An 18191-nucleotide genomic window follows, 5' to 3' on the forward strand; every position below is an offset into this window, starting at 1 on the left:
ACCTCATGGAGGCCCAGTACCTGCGACTGGACCCCGAATAGTGCAAGCGGCGGCGGGAGCGGGCGCATAAACAACGCTCGTTCACCATCACCCCAGTCAGCGACGGCACTGAGCTTTCTGGACACTCCGGGCTCCGCCCTGCGCGTCTGTCCGACCTGCGCGGCACCATGCCCCTGGAAGCCGCCGCCGAATTGCGCGAGCGCCTCGACGCCATCGCCAACACCGTCTGCCCTCAAGATCCGCGTCCCATCTTCACCCGGCACAGCGACGCGCTCGCGATCCTCGGCGAAGAACACCAACTCGTCTGCGAATGCGGCAAGCCATCCTGCCAAGCCGCCTAACGACCCGCCTGGCACCCCAAGAACATCGAACTCGTCGTCCAACTCCCCGCCCTCATCGGAAAAGAACAACTCCCCGCATTACTGGACGGAGCGCCCATCGACGCAGAGCTGGCGCGAATGCTCGCCAAAACCGCCAAACGCATCAAATTCACCACGAGCCCCGAGCAGTCTCCCCCACTCGCTAGCGCTCGCGGGAGGTACCCCCAACCCACACCGGCCCTCGAAGCCCACGTCAACACCAGAGACCAGCACTGCAGGTTCCCCGGCTGCCACCGAAGAGCCCACACAGAGTTGGACCACACGGAACCTTTTCACCATGAGGATCCACAAAAAGGCGGGCAAACAATCCCCGAAAACTTGAAACGCCTCTGCCGACACCACCACCGCGCAAAGACGCATGGCAGATGGCGAGACAAGCAAGAACCCGACGGAACCGTCCACTGGACCAGCCCAACCGGCCAGCAGCACACCACTGCGCCCGGCTGATCAGGCTCCGGCGAGCGTCGGCCATCGCGTGGCGCGCACAAAGACAGTCTCCCCGTCGGAGAGGTCCAGCGCGGCGGCGTCGCCCCGCGTGATCTGCGCGATGAAGGCCTCCCCGGTCTGCACCGCTTCGAGCTCCACCCGGACCTCGAACCCAAGGACGACGACCCGTTGCACCTTCGCCTCGACCACGTCGACCGGCTCGGTCGCCCGGTCCGGATGCGCGAGCTCCGGCGAACGCCCCACCCGGATGTCGTGCGGGCGGACCAGCTTCCCGTCCAGGCGCGAGACCTGGCCCAAAAAGCCCATGACGAACTCGTTGGCAGGTTGGTCGTACAGCTTCGCGGGCTCGTCGATCTGCTCGATCCTCCCCTTGTTGAGGACTGCGATCTGGTCTGCGACGTCCAACGCCTCTTCTTGGTCGTGCGTCACCAAGACAGTGGTCACATGGGTCTCGTCGTGCAAACGGCGCAGCCACGCCCGCAGCTCCGCCCGAACCTTCGCGTCCAACGCGCCGAACGGCTCGTCCAGCAGCAGCACCTTCGGGTCCACCGCGAGCGCCCTCGCGAGCGCCATGCGCTGGCGTTGGCCGCCGGAGAGCTGCGCCGGGTAGCGGTCCTGCAAACCGATGAGGCCCACCACCTCCAAAAGCTCCGAGACCTTCGCTTCGATGGCCCTCTTCGGCTGCTTGCGGATCTTGAGCCCGAACCCGATGTTCTCGCCCACGGTCAGATGCTTGAACGCGGCGTAGTGCTGGAAGACGAAACCGATGCCCCGCTTGCGGGGCGGGGTTCCGGTGACGTTTGTGCCGTCGAGCTCGATCCTGCCGTTGTCGAGCTCCTCGAATCCCGCGATGGCGCGCAGGAGCGTGGACTTCCCCGAGCCGGACGGCCCGAGAAGCGCCACGAGCTTGCCCGTGGGGATCTCGATGCTCACATCGTCGAGCGCCTGGAACGACCCGTAGTTCTTACTGGCCGAGGTCACCGTGATCGTCATCGCGTCTTCCCTTCCTCTTCATACAGCAACGTCATTGGTGAGCACCGGCTCTCTTGCGGCTCAAGACAGTCATCAGCACCAGCGCGATGACGGCGAGGATCATGAGCAACGTCGCGGCCGCGTACGCGCCGTACTCGTTGTAGTCGTCGGTGTAGCGGCTCTGCACCAAGAGGGTCAGCGTGAGCGATGAGCCGGGGAACCCGGAGGAGACCATGGTGACCGCGCCGAACTCGCCGAGGCTTCGGGCGATGGTGAGCAGCACGCCGTACACCACGCCCCACCGGATCGACGGCAGGGTGATCCTCGTGAAGATCCGCCACCAGCCCGCGCCGAGGGTCTCGGCGGCCTGCTCCTGATCGATCCCGATCTCCCGCAGCACCGGCTCCACCTCGCGCACCACGAACGGCAGCGTCACGAAGATCGTTGCGAGCACCATGCCCGGCAGGCCGAAGATCACCTGGAAGCCCCAGTCCTCGACAAATCCGAACCAGCCGCCGTAGCCCCACAGGAAGATGAGCGCCACGCCGACAATGATCGGCGACACCGCGAACGGCAAGTCGATCACCGCCTGCAGCGCCCGTTTGCCTGGGACGTTCCCCCGGACCAGCGCCAAGGCGACCGCCACGCCGAAAATCGTGTTCACCGGGATGACGATCACGAGGATAATGAGCGTCAGCTGGGTCGCGGAGACGGCCGCAGGGGTGGTGATCCAGCCCCAGAACGTCCCGAGCCCGTGCTGGAAGGCGCGGAAGAGGATCACGCCGATCGGCACGACCACGAGCACGAAGAGGTAGGCGAGCGCGACCGTCCGCAGGGTCAGACGGGCAGATCGGGAAATTTTCACGGGCGGCTCACCTCTTCTCCTCGCGCCAGGCGAGCTTCGAGCCCACCAAGCGCAGCGCCAAGAGCACGAAGAACGCGATGACCAGGAGCACCACCGAGACCGCCGCGGCGTTCCCCGGCTGGTCGATCTCGATCTGCTGCTGGATGTACTGCGAGGCCACCTGGGTCTTGTGCGGGATGTTGCCGCCGAGCAGGACCACCGAGCCGAACTCGCCGATCGCCCTGGAGAACGAGAGCCCCGCGCCGGTGAAGACCGCCGGGGCGAGCGACGGGAAGATGACCTTGGTGAGGATGGTCCGGTTGCCCGCGCCGAGCGAGGCCGCCGCCTCCTCCACATCCGTGTCGAGCTCTAAAAGCACCGGCTGCACCTGGCGCACCACGAACGGCAGCGTCACGAAGGCGAGCGCGATCACCAGCGCGGGCTGCGTCGCGGCGATCTTGAGGTCGATCGGGCTCGCGGGCCCGTACAGGGAGAGCAGCACGATGCTCGCCACGATGGTCGGCAGCGCGAACGGCAGGTCGATGATCGCGTTCACCCACTCTTTGCCCCGGAAGTCGTCGCGCACCAGCACCCAGGCGATGATCGCGCCGAACACCACGTCCACCAGCGCGACGAGGAGGGAGACCCAGAGAGTGATCTCCAAGGCCGCGAGGGCGTCCTTGTTGGTGACCGCCCGCCAGAAACCGCCAAACCCGCCGTCGAACGCCTTCACCGCGATCGCTGCCAGCGGAAGGAGGACGATGACCGAGAGCCACAGGAGCGTCACGCCCGAGCCCAACGCCGCGGCGGGGCTCCCGAGCCTGCCTGCGATTGAGGCATTGCGCCCCTGCTTCGATCTGCTCATCGTGCTTGGTACGCCTTCGTGATGAGCCCGCTCGACCCGAACAGGTCCGGGTCGGCGGTCTTCCAGCCGCCGAGGTCGTCGATGGTCCAGAGCTTCTCGACCCGGCCGGGGAACAGGCCCGCCGTCTCGCCCGCCACAGCCGGGTCGACCGGCCGGAAGCCCGACTTCGCCCAAATGCGCTGGGCCTCGCCGGTGAAGAGGTAGTCGAGGAAGGCGTTCGCCTGCTCCTTCGATTTCGAGGTGCTCACGACGGCGACGGGGTTCTCGATCTTGAACGTGGTCGGGGGCGTGAGGTACTCGACGTGCCGGGACGGGTCCGCCTTCGCGTTCTGGCGCTGCAGCAGGATCGCCTCGTTCTCGTAGCTGATGAGCACGTCGCCCTGCCCCGCCTGGAACGTCGTGGTCGCCTCCCTGCCGGACTTCGGGTTCACTTTGATGTGGCCCTTCGCGAGCTGGCGCAGGTACGCCACAGCCGCGTCTTTGTCCTTGCCGCCCTCCGAGAGCGCCGCGTAGGGGGCGAGGAGGTTCCACTTCGCGGAGCCGGAGCTCGCCGGGTGGGGGGTGATCACCTCGACCCCCGGCTTGAGCAGGTCGGACCAGTCGTGGATGTCCTTCGGGTTGCCCTTGCGGACGACGAGCGCCACCACCGAGCCGAAGGGGATGGACTTGTGCGGCCGGTGCTGCCAGTCCTTGGCCACCAGGCCCGCTTTGACCAGGCGGGTCACGTCCGGCTCGACGGAGAAGTTCACCACGTCGGCCGGCACCCGGCGCGCCACTTTCCGGGACTGGTCCCCCGAGGCCCCGTACGACTGGGAGAAGCCGACGTCCTTGCCTCCCGGAGTGGCCCGGAAGGCGGGGATGATCGCGTCGAAACCTGGCTTCGGGGTCGCGTAGGCGACAAGGTTCACATGCCAGCGGCCGCTGGAAATGTCTTTCCCGCCGGGGACGTCCGTGGACCCGCCCGCGCAACCCGCAGCCGTGAGGGCGAGGCCGCTCAAGCCGAACAGCGCTGTCCGCCTGCTCAGTGTTGGTGTCTCAGTCGCCGACAGGCTGCGTCCTCGCATGATCGATGAGCCTAACGGCTTCGTGATCACACCCAGGCCCGCAGGCTGGTCATCGCGTCATCCAGCCGAGCAGCACCAGGACGAGCAACAGCACAAGAGCCCAGGTGACCCATGATTTCGGCAACGACGGCTTGCCGGAGGCAGAGAGCTTCCGGTCTCTAATCTGGCCGCTCGAAATCACCCGGTCGAGCGCCCCTGCCGTCAACCAGGCCAACGGGATCACCACGGCCAGAATCAACACGACCTGCGGCAGGAACCCTTGACCAGCGACCCAGAGCTCGACGCCATCCCACCATCGCAGGACTTGCTCCATGCCCGCCATGCTACTCCAGCCGCAGCGGCGGTCCTGCCGTGCGTGGCAGGACGAGACGCGATACTCTTCACAGATGTCGACCGCGCGCAGCCCGTTCCCGTTGATCGGGGACTACGCCTTCCTCTCCGATTGCGAGACGAACTGCCTGATCTCGCCCACCGGCTCGGTCGAGTGGATGTGCGTGCCGAGGCCGGACTCGCCCAGCGTCTTCGGCGCGGTCCTCGACCGCTCCGCCGGGCATTTCCACCTCGGCCCTTACGGGGTCAAAGCGCCTGCCGCCCGGCGGTACCTCCCCGGCAGCCTCATCGTGGAGACCACCTGGCAGACCTCGACCGGCTGGCTCGTGGTGCGCGACGCGTTGGTGATGGGCCGCTGGCACGACATCGAAGAGCGTTCGCGGACGCACCGGCGGACGCCGACCGACTGGGACGCCGAGCACATCCTGCTGCGCACGGTCAAGTGCGTGAGCGGCACGGTGGAGATCTCCCTGAGCTGCGAGCCGTCCTTCGACTACCACCGCGACCCCGCCGTGTGGGAGTACACCGGGACCACGTACAGCCAGGCGAAGGCCATCGCCTCGGTGGACCCGGACAAGAACCCGGAGCTGACGCTCACCACCAACCTCATGCTGGGCCTGGAAGGCCGCGAGGCGCGGGCGCGGACCCGGCTCAACGAGGGCGACAACGTCTTCGTCGCGCTGTCCTGGTCCAAGCAGCCCGCCCCCGTCACCTGGGACGAGGCCTCGGAGAAGATGTGGGCGACCACGGAGTGCTGGCGGCAGTGGATCAACGAGGGCTCGTTCCCCGACCACCCGTGGCGCGGCTACCTGCAGCGCAGCGCGCTCACCCTCAAAGGCCTCACCTACTCGCCCACCGGGGCGCTGCTCGCCGCGGCCACCACCTCCCTGCCCGAGAGCCCTGGCGGCACCCGGAACTGGGACTACCGCTACGCCTGGGTGCGCGACTCCACCTTCGCGCTCTGGGGCCTGTACACCTTGGGGCTGGACCGGGAGGCGAACGACTTCTTCGCGTTCATCGCCGACGTGTCCGGCGCGTACAACGGCCAGCGCCACCCGTTGCAGGTGATGTACGGGGTCGGCGGCGAGCGGACGCTGGACGAGTTCGAGCTCGACCACCTGTCCGGCTACGGCGGGGCCCGTCCGGTCCGGATCGGCAATGCCGCCTACGAGCAGTCCCAGCACGACATCTGGGGCGCGATCCTCGACTCGGTGTACGTGCACGCGAAATCGCGCGACCACGTCCCCTCCACGCTCTGGGGCATGCTGCGCGAACAGGTGGAGACCGCCGCGCGCAGCTGGCGCGAGCCCGACCGGGGGATCTGGGAGGTGCGGGGCGAGCCGCAGCACTTCACCTCGTCGAAGGTGATGTGCTGGGTGGCGCTCGACCGGGGCGCGAAGCTGGCGGAACGGCTCGGCGAGGACTCGTACGCCCAGAAGTGGTCCGACATCGCGGACGAGATCAGAGAGGACATCCTCGAGCACGGAGTCGACGACCGGGGCGTGTTCACGCAGCATTACGGCACCAAAGCCCTCGACGCGTCGTGCCTGCTGATCCCGCTCCTGCGCTTCCTCCCAGCGGACGACCCCCGCATCCGCGCGACGGTCATGGCGATCAACGACGAGCTCACCGACCAGGGGCTTGTGGTGCGTTACCGGCCCGAGGACACCGACGACGGCTTCTCCGGCGAATGGGAGGGGACCTTCACCATTTGCTCGTTCTGGCTGGTCTCCGCATTGGTGGAGATCGGCGAGCTCGGCATGGCCAAGCATCTGTGCGAGCGCCTGCTCTCCTTCGCGTCCCCCCTGCAGCTCTACGCCGAGGAGATCGACCCGGACACCGGCAGGCACTTGGGCAACTTCCCCCAGGCGTTCACCCACCTCGCGCTCATCAACGCCGTGGTCCACGTGATCCGCGCGGAGGAGACCGACCAGCACGCGGCGACCTTCGTCCCGGTGAACGCGGGCGTGCATTGAGCCTGCGCGCGCCCAGGCGGCGGGCGCGCTGAGCCGGATTCTCCCGCCGCCGCATTCTGAGCGTCGGCCAAGAGGCGGCTGAGAGGAATCTGAGCGCGGCCAAGAATACCGCATGAATACGCTCTGAAATGCGGTTTTGCTTTGACAACAACCCCCTTCTCGCAGAAATGTGGAGGACAGAAGGAGGTTGACAACGATGTCACACACAAGAAAAGCAGGAGCGCTCGCCGGGATTCTCATGGGCGCGGCGGGGCTGCTCGTCCCGCTCGGCTCCGCGAGCCCGGCCGCGGCGCTTCCCCCGGAGCATTACTGCCCGTTCACCGGCATTCCCTCGCACGGCGGCTGTTCCATGTCCGGGCCGACCCGGATCGAGACGGTCCCCTCAGGAACGGTCTCAGAGCCGAATCAGAACCCGGTGAAGCCGAACAGGCGGTATGAGGCGGGCAGGTTGTCCAATCCGAACGGCAACACCGATATCCACGGCGCCTCGCCGGGCGACAGCGCGGGCGTCGCAGGCGGAGCGCCGAGCGGCAGCAGGCGCCTCTGACGATTCGCCGTCCCAGCGGGCTTCCGCAGAAATATAGTGATCTCCGCTTCGGGCCGTCCCAACGAGGGCTCAGCCCTCCCCCCGGCCCGAAGCGAAGATCGCTACGACCCGCCCGGAGCGCTCCGGGCTCACCACCACAGAGCCCTACACCCCCACATCCTCCACCCAGTCGACCCGACCCTCATCCGGGTCGACTTCACTTGGATTGAGCGCTTCTCAGCGGGTTCACTATGTTTGACGCCGGGCAGGCCCGTTTGGTTCCACTTTTAAAAGAAAACTTTTCAGTATTTTTAAAGCCGCAGGTCAAGGCGCCGAGTTTCGGGCGGATGGGATGCAAGGCAGCAGGCGACGACTGGGGGTGCCTCCCGCTTGCGGGGGAGTACGTGGACGGCGAGGAACGAGCCGGGGTACGCGAGGAGCCGATAACGCCGCAGACCGCCGTCTGGGGGTCAGCGCAGTTCTTTTTTGAGGACTTTGCCCATCTGGTTGCGCGGCAGTTCGGAGACGAACCGGATCTCCCTCGGCCGTTTGTGGGTCGAGAGAGAGGCCGCGACGAAGTCCGCCAGCTCCTTCTCCCCCACGTCCGCCGCGACGACCCAGGCGACGATCCGCTGCCCGAGGTCCTCGTCGGGGACGCCGACGACGGCCGCCTCGGCGACAGCGGGGTGGCCGAGCAACGCCGCCTCCACTTCGCCCGCGCCGATCCGGTAGCCGCCCGATTTGATGAGGTCGACGGACTCACGGCCGACAATGCGGTGGAAGCCGTCCGGGCCGATGGTCGCGAGGTCCCCGGTCGAGAACCAGCCGTCGCCCGTGAAGGAGGCCAGGGTGGCCTCCGGCTTGCCCAGGTACTCGCTGAAGAGCCACGGGGCGCGCACTTCAAGCCGCCCGACCGTCTCGCCGTCCGCCGCGACCGCCTCCCCGGACTCCGAACGGAGCCGAGTCGCCACCCCGTTGAGCGGCAGTCCCACCGAACCGAGCCTTCGCTCGCCGTCTGCCCGCGTGGAGAGCGTGATGAGGGTTTCGCTCATCCCGTAGCGCTCCACCGGCGACTGCCCCGCGAGATCCGCCAAGGCCGCGCCGACCGGGACCGGCAGCGGCGCGCTGCCGCTCACCAGGAGGCGCGCCCGCCCGAGCGCCCTGGCGTGCTCTGGCTCGCGGACGATTCTCGACCACACCGTCGGCACCGCGAACAGCATCGTGGCCCCTCGGTCCGACGAAGAAACGGCCTGGGCGTAGGCCTGCGGCGTCGGGCGCACCGTGTGCGTCGAGCCGCCGCCGAGCCTGAGCGGCCCCAAGACGCCGAGCACCAAGCCATGCAGGTGGAAGACCGGCAAGCCGTGCGCCACGGTGTCCGCGCCGGTCCACCCCCATGCTTCGGCGAGCGCGTCCAGGCAGCCCGCGACCGCCTGCCGGGAGAGGACGACGCCCTTCGGCGGCCCGGTCGTGCCCGAGGTGTACAGCACCAGCGCGGGGGCTCCGGGCGCAGGCTCGGGAAGCGAGTGCCACGAGCGGGCGTGGACGGACACGGGGACGCTCGCCAGGCCTGTCCCCTCCGGCGCGGAGCCGAGCCACGCGTCCGGCTCGCTGTCGGCGAGCACATGCGCGAGCTCCACAGAGCCGGAATGCGGCGAGACGAGCACGGCGGGCACGCCCGCGCGGAGCGCCCCGAGCACCGCGACCAGCGATTTCAGCTCTGGGGTCGCGAAGACCGCGACGCGGCGCACCCGTGCCGTGAGCACTCGCTCAGCGACCGCCGTCACGGCGGCGAGCAGGTCCGGGCCCTCCAACGCATGGGTGCTGCCGGAAGCGTCTGGTCCGACGCGCAGCCGCGCCTGGCCGAGGCCCGGCAGCAGGGTCATCGAGCCAGCCCGCCCGCGACTGGGACAGAGCCGAGCCGCCTCACGACCTCGGCGATATCCGCGTCCGTCGCGGTGAGCGCCACTCGGACGTGCTGATCGCCGGAAAGCCCGTAGAACGAGCCCGGCGCGACAAGCGCGCCGCGCTCGGCGAACCAGTCGACAGTCGCCGTCGCGGGCTCCCCGCGAGTGGCCCAGAGGTACAACCCGCCTTCGGAATGGTCGACGCGGAACCCGGCCTTCGCCAATGCGGGCCGAAGAGCCGCCCGGCGTGCCCGGTACCGCTCGCGCTGCGCGTCCAGCTCGCCGACGTCGTGCAACGCGGCGGCCACGGCGGCCTGCACCGGGCCCGGCAGGATCATGCCCGCGTGGCGGCGCAGGCCGAGGAGCTCGCGGACGACCGCCGGATCTCCGGCGATGTACCCGGCCCGGTAGCCCGCCAAGTTCGCGATCTTCGAGAGCGAGTGCACCGCGATCACGCCCGTGGGCTCGTCGCCCGCCACGCTCGGGTGCAGCGCGGAGACCGCAGGCCCCTCCCACGCGAATCGCAGATAGCATTCGTCGGAGACAAGGACGGTCCCGTTCGCCCTGGTCCAGGCGAGGATCTCCGACAGGAGGCTCGGACGCGCTATCGCGCCGTGGGGGTTCGCCGGGGAGTTGAGGAACCACAATGCGGGCGGTTTGGCCAGTTGCGGCAGCTCGTCGGGATGATCGGCCCGCACCACCTCGGCCCGCGCGAGCTTCGCCGCGACCTCGTACGTCGGGTACGCGAGCCGCGGGATCACCACGACGTCGCCCTCCCGCACGCCGAGCAGCGTCGGCAGCCACGCGATGGCCTCTTTCGCCCCGATCACCGGGAAGAGCTCCTGGGCGCGCAGCTCGAAATCGCGGGCCAGCGCCGATGTGATCGCCTCCCGGAGCTGCGAGGTGCCCGCCGTGACCGGATAGCCGTGCGCGTCCGAGGCTGCGGTGAGCGCCGCGCGGACCGAAGGCGCGACCGGGTCGGCAGGCGAGCCGACCGAGAGGTCGACGAACCCGTCCGGGTGCGATTTCGCCCGCGCTTTCGCGCCCGCGAGAGAGTCCCACGGGAAATCGGGCAGTTGAAAACTCACTATTCGGAGCTGGATTTCTGCGGCAGATTCTTGACGTATGGCGCGTCGTGCGGGGTCTTGCCCACTTTCGCGGCGCCGCCCGGAGAGCCCAGCTCGTCGAAGAACTCCGCGTTCGCCGTCGTGAACGGAGCCCACTCGTCCGGCACGTCGTCCTCGTAGAAGATCGCCTCGACCGGGCAGACCGGCTCGCACGCGCCACAGTCCACACACTCGTCCGGGTGGATGTACAGCATCCGGTCACCCTCGTAGATGCAGTCGACAGGGCATTCCTCGATGCATGCCTTGTCCAGGACATCTACACACGGCTCAGCGATGACATACGTCACTGGGCACTCCTTTATGGTCTCTCCAGGGCTGGTGAAGTCCTGTCAGTGTACTCTGCGGGGCCGGGGCCCCGAACAAGGACCGAAGCGCGCTACGCGCGCTGCGGCAACGCCGCGACATACGGGGCGTCGTGGTCGATCTGGCCGAGCGCGGAGCCGTTCCCCGCGTAGGACCCGGGTTCCGGCAGTCCCGGCACGGAGCCGAAGAACTCCGTGTTCGCCTGCTGGAACACACTCCATTGCTCGGGCAAGTCCTCCGCGTAGAAGATCGCCTCGACGGGGCAGACCGGCTCGCACGCGCCGCAGTCGATGCACAGCTCGGGGTTGATATAGACCATCCGGTTGCCGATGTACATGCAGTCGACCGGGCATTCCTCGAGACAAGACCGGTCGAGCACGTCCACACACGGCTCTGCGACCACAAACGCCACGCTGCGCTCCTTTCACGTTGTCCGCCCACAAAGTTTCGTCCAAATTTTACCAATGGCGAAGCCTCGGGCCAAGCGAACTCGGCCCCTTTCACGACGCGTCGCCCCGGAAAAGGGACATTTGTCCTTTTCTTCGGGGCAGAGGTCACACCAAGGGGGCCAAGGGCGCTTGGCGGTGCTCGTAGAGCGTCCCGCGCTGGCGGACCGGCCTGCCGATGCCCTCGGCGATGGCCCGCAACTCCGCGACCGTCTTGGCCGAGCCGTGCTCGGAGCCCGCCATGCGGGAGATCGTCTCCTCCATGAGCGTGCCGCCGAGATCGTTCGCGCCGCCCTGCAACATCGCCTGTGAGCCCGCAAGGCCGAGCTTGACCCAGCTCACCTGGATGTTGTCGATCCGCCCGTGCAGCATCACCCTGGCCAGGGCATGCACCGCGCGGTTGTCCCGCTTCGTCGGACCGGGCCGGGCGGCGCCCGCGAGGTACAGCGGCGCGCTCTGATGGACGAACGGCAGCGGCACGAACTCGGTGAAGCCGCCGGTCCGGTCCTGGATCTGCTGCAGCACCCGCAGGTGCGAGACCCAGTGCCGGGGCGCGTCGACATGCCCGTACATCATCGTGGAGCTGGACCGGATCCCCACCTCGTGCGCGGTGGTGACCACGTCGATCCAGGTCTTCGTCGGCAGCTTGCCCTTGGTGAGCACCCAACGGACCTCGTCGTCGAGGATCTCGGCGGCAGTGCCCGGAATGGTGCCGAGGCCTGCCTCTTTGAGCGAGACGAGCCACTCCCGCAGCGAGACGCCCGCCCGCGTCGCGCCGTTGACGATCTCCATCGGCGAATACGCGTGCACGTGCATCGACGGGACCTTGGCCTTCACGGCCTTCACCAGGTCGAGGTAGCCGCTCGCGGGCAGCTCCGGATCGATGCCGCCCTGCATGCAGACCTCGGTCGCCCCGAGCACATGCGCCTCCCACGCCCGGTCCGCGACCTCGTCGAGGGAGAGGGTGAACGCGTCAGCGTCGCCCTTGCGCTGGGCGAACGCGCAGAACCGGCAGCCGGTGTAGCAGACGTTCGTGAAGTTGATGTTCCGGTTGACGATGTAGGTGACCTCGTCGCCGACCGCCTCGCGCCGCAGATCGTCGGCGATGGACGCCAGGGCTTCGAGGCCGGGGCCGTCCGCGGTCGCGAGCGCGAGGCACTGCTCGTCGGTGAGCGCCTTGGGGTCCCGCTCGGCCTGTTGGAGCGCCGCGAGCAGGTCGACGTCGAGCCGCTGATGATCGCCCCGCAAGGGCGAGCTGCCGGTGTCTCCGACGGCGGCGAGGGACCGCGCGGCTTCTCGCACCGTCTCCCAGTCGCCGAACGCCTGGTTCATATCGCTGCGGTGCTCGGTGTTCCGGCCGCTCTCGTCGATGCCCGCGTGCAGATCCGTCCGCCCGCTGGACTCCCACTCCTGGTCGGGCTCCTGCCACGGCAGCCCGACCGGCTTGGCCCCTTGGTCGGCGAGCCCGGTCTCGGGGTCCATGAGCGCCCGCACGTGCGGGGCGAGCCTCGGGTCGATCCAGGCGGCGGGCGCGAGGAGGTATTTCGGATGCGCGGTGAGGCGCTCGGTCAGCGTGAACCCGCCTTCGGAGGTGATCGCCGCGAGCGTGTCCAGATGCGGCCAGGGCCGCTCCGGGTTGACGTGGTCCGGGGTGAGCGGGGAGACCCCGCCCCAGTCGTCCACCCCTGCCGCGAGCAGGCTCAGGCACTCCTCGGTCGAGACCAGGTTCGGCGGAGCTTGGATCCTGGCCGAGGGGCCGAGGACCACCCGCGTGGTCGCGATCGTGGCGAGGAACTCCTCGAACTCCGCGTCCGGGGCGGCGCGCATCGCGGTGTCCGGCTTCGCGCGGAAGTTCTGCACGATCACCTCTTGGACGTGGCCGTAGGCTTTCGACAGCTTGCGCAGGTCGAGGATGGTCTGCGCGCGCTCGGCGGTCGTCTCGCCGATCCCGACCAGGAGGCCGGTGGTGAAGGGGATGTTCAGCCGCCCCGCCTCGGTGATGACCTGCAGCCTGACCTCGGGGTCTTTGTCCGGGCTGCCGTAGTGCGCCTCGCCCTTCTCGGTGTAGAGGCGCCGCGAGGAGGTCTCCAGCATCATCCCCATGGACGGCGCGACCGGCTTGAGGCGGGACATCTCCTCCCAGCTCATGACCCCAGGGTTCAGATGCGGCAGGAGGCCCGTCTCCTCGAGCACCCGGATCGACATGGCCCGCACGTACGCGAGCGTCGAGTCGTAGCCCCGCTCGTCGAGCCACTGCCGCGCCTGCGGCCAGCGGTCCTCCGGCCGGTCGCCGAGGGTGAACAGGGCTTCTTTGCAGCCGAGCTCCGCGCCCTGGCGCGCGATCGCGAGCACCTCGTCCGGTTCGAGGTACAGGCCGTGGCCCGCCTCGCGCAGCTTCGCCGGGCTGGTCGCGAACGTGCAGTAGTGGCACTTGTCCCGGCAGAGCCGGGTCAGGGGGATGAAGACTTTGCGGGAGTAGGTGACGACGCCTTCGCGCCCCTCGGCGGCGAGCCCGGCGTCGCGGACGCGGCCTGCGGAGCGCACGAGGTCTTGCAGGTCCTCGCCGCGAGCGGCGAGCAAGACCTCGATCTCGTCCTGGTTGAGCGTCACCGCGTCCCTGGCCCTGCGAAGTGCACGTCTCATAGCGGAAGCAGAAGCGGTCACACAGAAATACTACGCTGACCGCGTCGGGGTTATTCCCGTCGAGCGAGCCGCCGGGCGAGGACTGCAGGTACCGCGCCTGCCGCCAGGTACAACGGCGCGCGCCAATCCGCAATCGCGAAGAGCAGAATCCTGCTGCCGCCCGGCCCCGGAACGAGGCAGACCAGGCACACGATCAGCCAGACGATGAGCGGGACCGTCCCCGCCCTCGGCGCAGCCCAGGTCGCCGTCAACATGATCGCCACGTTGAGCGCGCCGCAGACGACGGCGGTCAACGGGAACGGTTGGCCATGCCACCACAGCGGCAGGTAGAACGCGCCGACGAGCGCCTCGAACGCGGAGAGGACGCTGAGCGCCACGAGCAGGGCCGTATTCCACGCGCGCAGCGCGTGGCCGTCCGGCGCCGTCCACGCCCGGTCCTCAGCCAAGGTCGAGGCCCGCCAACAGGCAGTCTTCGCGCGCGCCGTCGCGGGGCGCTGCGGACGCGCGGTGCTGCTGCGCCAAAACGCGGTGCTCTTGCGCCAAAACAAAATGCTCCTCCCCCGGCACGGGGGTGAGCGCCTTGTTGGACAGGGCGAACGCAGCCAGCTCCGGGTGGACGGTGATCTGCGTGGCGTGCGCCGCCAGCGCGGCGAGCTTCGCGCCTCGGAACGCTCCGATGTCGACGGCGGTCGTGATCTCGTCGTCCTGCCACGGCTTGGCGACCTCGGGATCCACCACGTGGAACCCTTCGGGGACCTCCTGCCCGTTCAGGCCTTCGACCGCGCGAAGCCATGTCGACCGCGCGATCGTGGCCCAGTACAGCCTCGCGACCTGCCAGGACGGGCCGAGCTCGCGGTGCGCTTCCGCCGCCGCGAGCTTGACCGCTTCCACGACGACGCGGTTGGCATGGACGTGGTCGCGGTGCCCGTAGCCCCCGCCGGGGTCGTGGGTGGCCACCACGTGGGGACGGGTCTCGCGGATCGTCTTCGCGACGGCTCGGGCCTGCTCGCCGAAATCGCCCGCGACGAACGCCCTCGGATGGGTGTTGCGGCCTGCGACCATGCCGGAGTCTCGCCATTTGCCCGGCCCGCCGAGCCAGTGCTGGCTGATGGCGGGCAGGCCGGAATCGCCGCCGAGCCGGTCCAGCGCGGACCGCAGCTCCGCGATCCGCCAGCCGCCGAGCTGGTCGGCGCGGTCTGCGGCGAGCTCGCGCAGCGACGGCTCGATGACCTCCCCCTCTTCGCCCAACGTGCATGTGAGGACCGAGACTTCGGCGCCCTCTGTGGCCAGGCGCGCCATGGCGCCGCCGCAGAGGATGGTCTCGTCGTCCGGATGCGCGAAAACGAAGAGTGCCCGCGCCCTGCTCTTCTGGCCCGGCCCGTTCAACGCAGCTCCCAGCTCGCGGCCCCTGCCATCGGCCCGACGACAGCGGGCACGCCGAAGGCGACGCCGCTGATCCCCGGGCCGACCGCGAGCAAACCGGCGTCGCGCATGAGCGGCAGCTCCAGCGCCAAAGCCGCCAGCCGAGGCGCCACCTGTGCCTCCAGCTCCTCCGCCGGGAGCTTGCCGGTCAACGCCCGGAGGAAATCGGCTTGCAGTTCCGACAGGCACACGCCCGAGAGGTTGCGCACCCCTCCCGCGCCGATGGGATCGACCGGCTCGGGCGAGTCCCCCGGCGCCTGCTGGTCGGGGCGGGCCGGTTGCGCGGGCCTGCTGGGCTGGCTCGGGCAGGCGTAGCGGGAGTACAGCGCGGTGGCGAGGTCGCCGCCCGCCTGGGACCAGCCCACAATCGCCTGCGCTTTGTCCTCGCGCAGCGCCGAGCCGTATAGCTCTTCCGGCGCGAACTGCGCGACGGAGGCCGCGACGCCGAGCGACCGCCACTGGTCGGCCGCCGTGCTGGCCACCGCGAACGCCCGCGCGTCGTTCTGCGCGACGCCGATGACCATGGCCAGCGGACGCCCGTCCTTCCCGAGGATCGGCGAAGCGCCCGAGGACGGGCTCGCCGCGAGCGGGGCGTAGCCGAGTTGGAGGAGCTTGTCCCTGGCCTGGTCGGGCGCGAGCCGCTCCGACGGGCCTGCGGCGGGGAGGGCAATCGCGTCCTGGGCCGCGATACGGGCGAGCAGGCCTTGGTCGAGTGCCCCGAGCAGCGCCTGCCTCGTCTCCAACTGGCTCAGGCGCCCGTCCCTGGCGTTGAGGACGAGGCCCAGCTCGGCCTGCCCCGGCTGCACTTCGGCGCGCACCTGCGGGACCGCCTGCAGTTGGGCGAGCGCCGTCGCGCTGCCGTGCACGAGGACGAGCTGCGCCTCTTTGCTGCGCAAGGCGGACGCGAGCTGCGTGCCCGAGCCCATCCGCCGCAACAGGATCTTGTCCGTCCAGGCGGGAGAGTCCCAGTACCGGTCGTTGCGGACCAGCTCCAATTCCTCTTTGTTACGGTCCATATGCTCCACCCGGAAGCTGCCGCCCGCCACCGTGATCCCGTTCGCGAAAGCGCGCGGGAAACCACCGAGGTCGTCCCGTCCGACGTGGGCGGGCAGGAGGTTCGCGAACAGCTCCTGCCAGCGCGGGTACTCGTCTCGGAAGACGACAGTGACCTCTTTGCCCCCGCTGCCCGACCGGACCTCGTCGATCAGTCCGTAGCCTGCCGCGTCCGCGACTCCCGGCTGGGTGGTCATCTGCCGCCACAGGTACTGGAAGTCCTCTGCGGCAATCGGCGCGCCGTCCGACCACTGGGCCTCGTCTCGCACCCGGTATCGGACGGTGAACGGGGCATGGCCCACGATGTCGGCCGCGACCAGGAACGAGCGGTCCAGCCGCCAGGCGACGCCGCCGGGCGCGGACGGGTCGACAACAGGGCGGAACGGGCTCGGCAGCGTCAACGAGGCGACCGCCGAAGTCGTCTCGGAGAGATCGGCCGTCAGATGCGGGTTGAACCCGCTGTCGCCGACCCCGACCCCGTCCACCGCGACCACGACCGAACGGGGGCCCGGCGGCGCGACGGTCGGCGCGCTCGTCGACGAGCGCCCGTTGGCGAGGGAATTGTCGCAACCGGAAGCTCCGACGAGGACGGCGAGGCCAATGCCCAACGCTCGCACCGCTCGGCGCATGGCTCTCGATCCCTTTCTCGCCGCGAACTCCGTTCTGTCAGATAACCCCATGCAGTATCGCATGCGATCACCGTTTCACACGATATGCGTCACGATTGGATCACGTAACCCCAGGTCGGGCTGAAAATATCGGATCACGGGGGCGCTGTGGGTAACCTCGGCCCGAACGTCCAATACGCCACATCAGTCACATAGACAACAGGAGATCCCCGCCATGTCGCAGCAGCGCGCACTTCCGCAAAAAATCGTGGCCACCACTTCGGGCAGCGCTGCTCGATCGAGAACCGCGCCGCAGTCGCGCGCCCCCCGCGCGCTCGTCGGCGCGCTGCTCGCGGCGGGGCTCATCGGCCTCTCCCCCGCCTCAGCCGATCCCGACGGCGCCACGGGCGAGCCCGCCCCGGTCGCCCCCGTCGCCTTCCCCTCGCCCGCGCAAGGCATGCCCGCGCTCCCGCAGGGCTTGTCCGCGCTCCCGCAGGGCCTCGGCCAGATGGCGGCCAACCCCCAGGTGATCAACGCCGCCACCTCGTACCTCCCCGCTTTGATCGGCGCTGTCTCGGAGCCCGGCGTGCGCGACACCGTGCAGACCCAGCTGCTGCTCCAGCAGGTGCAGAACGTCATCGGCCAGGCGAACCTCCCGCCGGAGTACCAGAACTCGATGGTCCAGGCCGCCGCCTTGCTGCGCAACCAAGAGCCGCCCGCCATGCCCGCCCCGGCGGCGCCCAACCCGGACCAGGGCCCGGCTCCCGGCTCGCCCGCGCTGCCGAGCGACGACTCCGCGCCGAAGATCCAAGAGTTCATGGTGCCCACCATCGGCATGAACTGCATCGAAGGCTCTGACGGCGAGGGCGCCGGGAACGCGATCGGCAAGGCGCTGGTCACCGCCGGTCCGCAGGAAGCCCCCGCGCCGGGTCCGAAGGAAGGGGAGGCGGGCTACGTCTTCACCGCGCTCGGCACCGGTCCCGCCGTCACCGACGAAACCCATCCGCTCTCGGTGAACTGGTTCAACCTCGACACCGGCGCGAAGGGCCAGGCGACGCTGCTCCCGAACCCCGCGATCAACGCGACCACCGGGCCCGCCACCTTCACCGCGATCATCCCGACCGGCAAAGGCCGCGTCCTCTCCACCGTCTTCGGCACGGTGACCGCGAAGAACACCGAAGGCGAGGAGCACGCCTGCACCATCACCCCGACGGTCGGCATGTCTCGGATCTGACCGAATCTCGTCCCTGAAAATGGCGGGGCCCCGGAGCAATTGCTCCG

At 69.1% G+C, this 18191-nt stretch carries 17 protein-coding genes; 3 read left to right on the forward strand and 14 right to left on the reverse strand.

What is annotated here, in order from left to right:
• From ACRC20_RS06400 to ACRC20_RS06425, 6 genes are all read right to left on the reverse strand, one after another.
• Nucleotides 1-383 (reverse strand): hypothetical protein (locus ACRC20_RS06400; protein WP_438685521.1); only part of this gene is annotated, 383 nt, incomplete at its 3' end.
• 444 nt (nucleotides 384-827) lie between these two features.
• Nucleotides 828-1820, reverse strand: a complete 993-nt coding sequence (locus tag ACRC20_RS06405) for a sulfate/molybdate ABC transporter ATP-binding protein (protein ID WP_438685522.1) — start codon at nucleotides 1818-1820, stop codon at nucleotides 828-830.
• 31 nt (nucleotides 1821-1851) lie between these two features.
• Nucleotides 1852-2664 (reverse strand): sulfate ABC transporter permease, encoded by an 813-nt coding sequence (locus tag ACRC20_RS06410; RefSeq protein WP_438685523.1) that lies wholly within the window; start codon nucleotides 2662-2664, stop codon nucleotides 1852-1854.
• 7 nt (nucleotides 2665-2671) lie between these two features.
• Nucleotides 2672-3508, reverse strand: coding sequence for a sulfate ABC transporter permease subunit CysT (gene cysT, locus ACRC20_RS06415; RefSeq protein WP_438685524.1), 837 nt, complete (start codon nucleotides 3506-3508; stop codon nucleotides 2672-2674).
• Nucleotides 3505-4572 carry a sulfate ABC transporter substrate-binding protein gene (locus ACRC20_RS06420; protein ID WP_438685525.1) on the reverse strand — a complete coding sequence of 356 codons (1068 nt, stop codon included), beginning with the start codon at nucleotides 4570-4572 and terminating at the stop codon, nucleotides 3505-3507. Before ACRC20_RS06420 ends, cysT begins: the two co-directional genes overlap by 4 nt.
• A gap of 49 nt (nucleotides 4573-4621) precedes the next feature.
• Nucleotides 4622-4885: a GTP-binding protein gene (locus ACRC20_RS06425; protein WP_438685526.1), complete on the reverse strand. Its 264-nt coding sequence runs from the start codon at nucleotides 4883-4885 to the stop codon at nucleotides 4622-4624.
• A gap of 73 nt (nucleotides 4886-4958) precedes the next feature.
• On the opposite strand from ACRC20_RS06425, the gene ACRC20_RS06430 reads away from it, so the two are divergent.
• Both ACRC20_RS06430 and ACRC20_RS06435 read left to right on the forward strand, forming a co-directional pair.
• On the forward strand, nucleotides 4959-6878 hold the full coding sequence (locus tag ACRC20_RS06430; RefSeq protein ID WP_438685527.1) for a glycoside hydrolase family 15 protein: 1920 nt from the start codon (nucleotides 4959-4961) through the stop codon (nucleotides 6876-6878).
• A 196-nt stretch (nucleotides 6879-7074) separates the two neighbouring features.
• Complete coding sequence (locus tag ACRC20_RS06435; RefSeq protein ID WP_438685528.1) at nucleotides 7075-7425, forward strand: hypothetical protein; 351 nt, start codon at nucleotides 7075-7077, stop codon at nucleotides 7423-7425.
• Between the two features lie 449 nt (nucleotides 7426-7874).
• On the opposite strand, the gene ACRC20_RS06440 is transcribed toward ACRC20_RS06435, so the two are convergent.
• The 8 genes from ACRC20_RS06440 to ACRC20_RS06475 form a co-directional block, all read right to left on the reverse strand.
• The gene (locus ACRC20_RS06440) at nucleotides 7875-9287 is read right to left on the reverse strand and encodes an acyl-CoA synthetase (RefSeq protein ID WP_438685529.1); all 1413 of its coding nucleotides are present in this window, start codon (nucleotides 9285-9287) and stop codon (nucleotides 7875-7877) included.
• Nucleotides 9284-10396 (reverse strand): succinyldiaminopimelate transaminase, encoded by a 1113-nt coding sequence (gene dapC / locus ACRC20_RS06445; RefSeq protein WP_438685530.1) that lies wholly within the window; start codon nucleotides 10394-10396, stop codon nucleotides 9284-9286. Before dapC ends, ACRC20_RS06440 begins: the two co-directional genes overlap by 4 nt.
• On the reverse strand, nucleotides 10396-10722 hold the full coding sequence (fdxA, locus tag ACRC20_RS06450) for a ferredoxin (RefSeq protein ID WP_438685531.1): 327 nt from the start codon (nucleotides 10720-10722) through the stop codon (nucleotides 10396-10398). Before fdxA (ACRC20_RS06450) ends, dapC begins: the two co-directional genes overlap by 1 nt.
• 89 nt (nucleotides 10723-10811) lie before the next feature.
• Nucleotides 10812-11150 (reverse strand): ferredoxin, encoded by a 339-nt coding sequence (gene fdxA, locus ACRC20_RS06455; protein ID WP_438685532.1) that lies wholly within the window; start codon nucleotides 11148-11150, stop codon nucleotides 10812-10814.
• A gap of 142 nt (nucleotides 11151-11292) precedes the next feature.
• Nucleotides 11293-13848 (reverse strand): bifunctional FO biosynthesis protein CofGH, encoded by a 2556-nt coding sequence (locus tag ACRC20_RS06460; protein WP_438685533.1) that lies wholly within the window; start codon nucleotides 13846-13848, stop codon nucleotides 11293-11295.
• A 29-nt stretch (nucleotides 13849-13877) separates the two neighbouring features.
• Nucleotides 13878-14273, reverse strand: coding sequence for a hypothetical protein (locus ACRC20_RS06465; RefSeq protein WP_438685534.1), 396 nt, complete (start codon nucleotides 14271-14273; stop codon nucleotides 13878-13880).
• Complete coding sequence (gene mshB, locus ACRC20_RS06470; RefSeq protein WP_438685535.1) at nucleotides 14266-15213, reverse strand: N-acetyl-1-D-myo-inositol-2-amino-2-deoxy-alpha-D-glucopyranoside deacetylase; 948 nt, start codon at nucleotides 15211-15213, stop codon at nucleotides 14266-14268. Before mshB ends, ACRC20_RS06465 begins: the two co-directional genes overlap by 8 nt.
• A complete protein-coding gene (locus ACRC20_RS06475) occupies nucleotides 15210-16931 on the reverse strand; it encodes an ABC transporter family substrate-binding protein (protein ID WP_438685536.1) in 1722 nt (573 codons plus the stop codon). The genes mshB and ACRC20_RS06475 overlap by 4 nt, the downstream gene beginning before the upstream one ends.
• 214 nt (nucleotides 16932-17145) lie before the next feature.
• On the opposite strand from ACRC20_RS06475, the gene ACRC20_RS06480 reads away from it, so the two are divergent.
• A complete protein-coding gene (locus ACRC20_RS06480; protein ID WP_438685537.1) occupies nucleotides 17146-18144 on the forward strand; it encodes an Rv1157c family protein in 999 nt (332 codons plus the stop codon).
• The last annotated feature ends 47 nt before the right edge of the window (nucleotides 18145-18191 follow it).

Origin of the sequence: Segniliparus sp., from assembly GCF_051660745.1 — a bacterium.
Classification (GTDB): domain Bacteria; phylum Actinomycetota; class Actinomycetes; order Mycobacteriales; family Mycobacteriaceae; genus Segniliparus.

What these genes read in the sequence shown, in the direction of transcription:
- ACRC20_RS06420 (WP_438685525.1), bottom strand. Translation starts at nt 4,572, where the DNA reads ATGCGAGGACGCAGCCTGTCGGCGACTGAGACACCAACACTGAGCAGG.
- ACRC20_RS06425 (WP_438685526.1), bottom strand. Translation starts at nt 4,885, where the DNA reads ATGGAGCAAGTCCTGCGATGGTGGGATGGCGTCGAGCTCTGGGTCGCT.
- ACRC20_RS06430 (WP_438685527.1), top strand. Translation starts at nt 4,959, where the DNA reads ATGTCGACCGCGCGCAGCCCGTTCCCGTTGATCGGGGACTACGCCTTC.
- ACRC20_RS06480 (WP_438685537.1), top strand. Translation starts at nt 17,146, where the DNA reads ATGTCGCAGCAGCGCGCACTTCCGCAAAAAATCGTGGCCACCACTTCG.
- ACRC20_RS06405 (WP_438685522.1), bottom strand. Translation starts at nt 1,820, where the DNA reads ATGACGATCACGGTGACCTCGGCCAGTAAGAACTACGGGTCGTTCCAG.
- ACRC20_RS06440 (WP_438685529.1), bottom strand. Translation starts at nt 9,287, where the DNA reads ATGACCCTGCTGCCGGGCCTCGGCCAGGCGCGGCTGCGCGTCGGACCA.
- ACRC20_RS06435 (WP_438685528.1), top strand. Translation starts at nt 7,075, where the DNA reads ATGTCACACACAAGAAAAGCAGGAGCGCTCGCCGGGATTCTCATGGGC.
- cysT (WP_438685524.1), bottom strand. Translation starts at nt 3,508, where the DNA reads ATGAGCAGATCGAAGCAGGGGCGCAATGCCTCAATCGCAGGCAGGCTC.
- ACRC20_RS06475 (WP_438685536.1), bottom strand. Translation starts at nt 16,931, where the DNA reads ATGCGCCGAGCGGTGCGAGCGTTGGGCATTGGCCTCGCCGTCCTCGTC.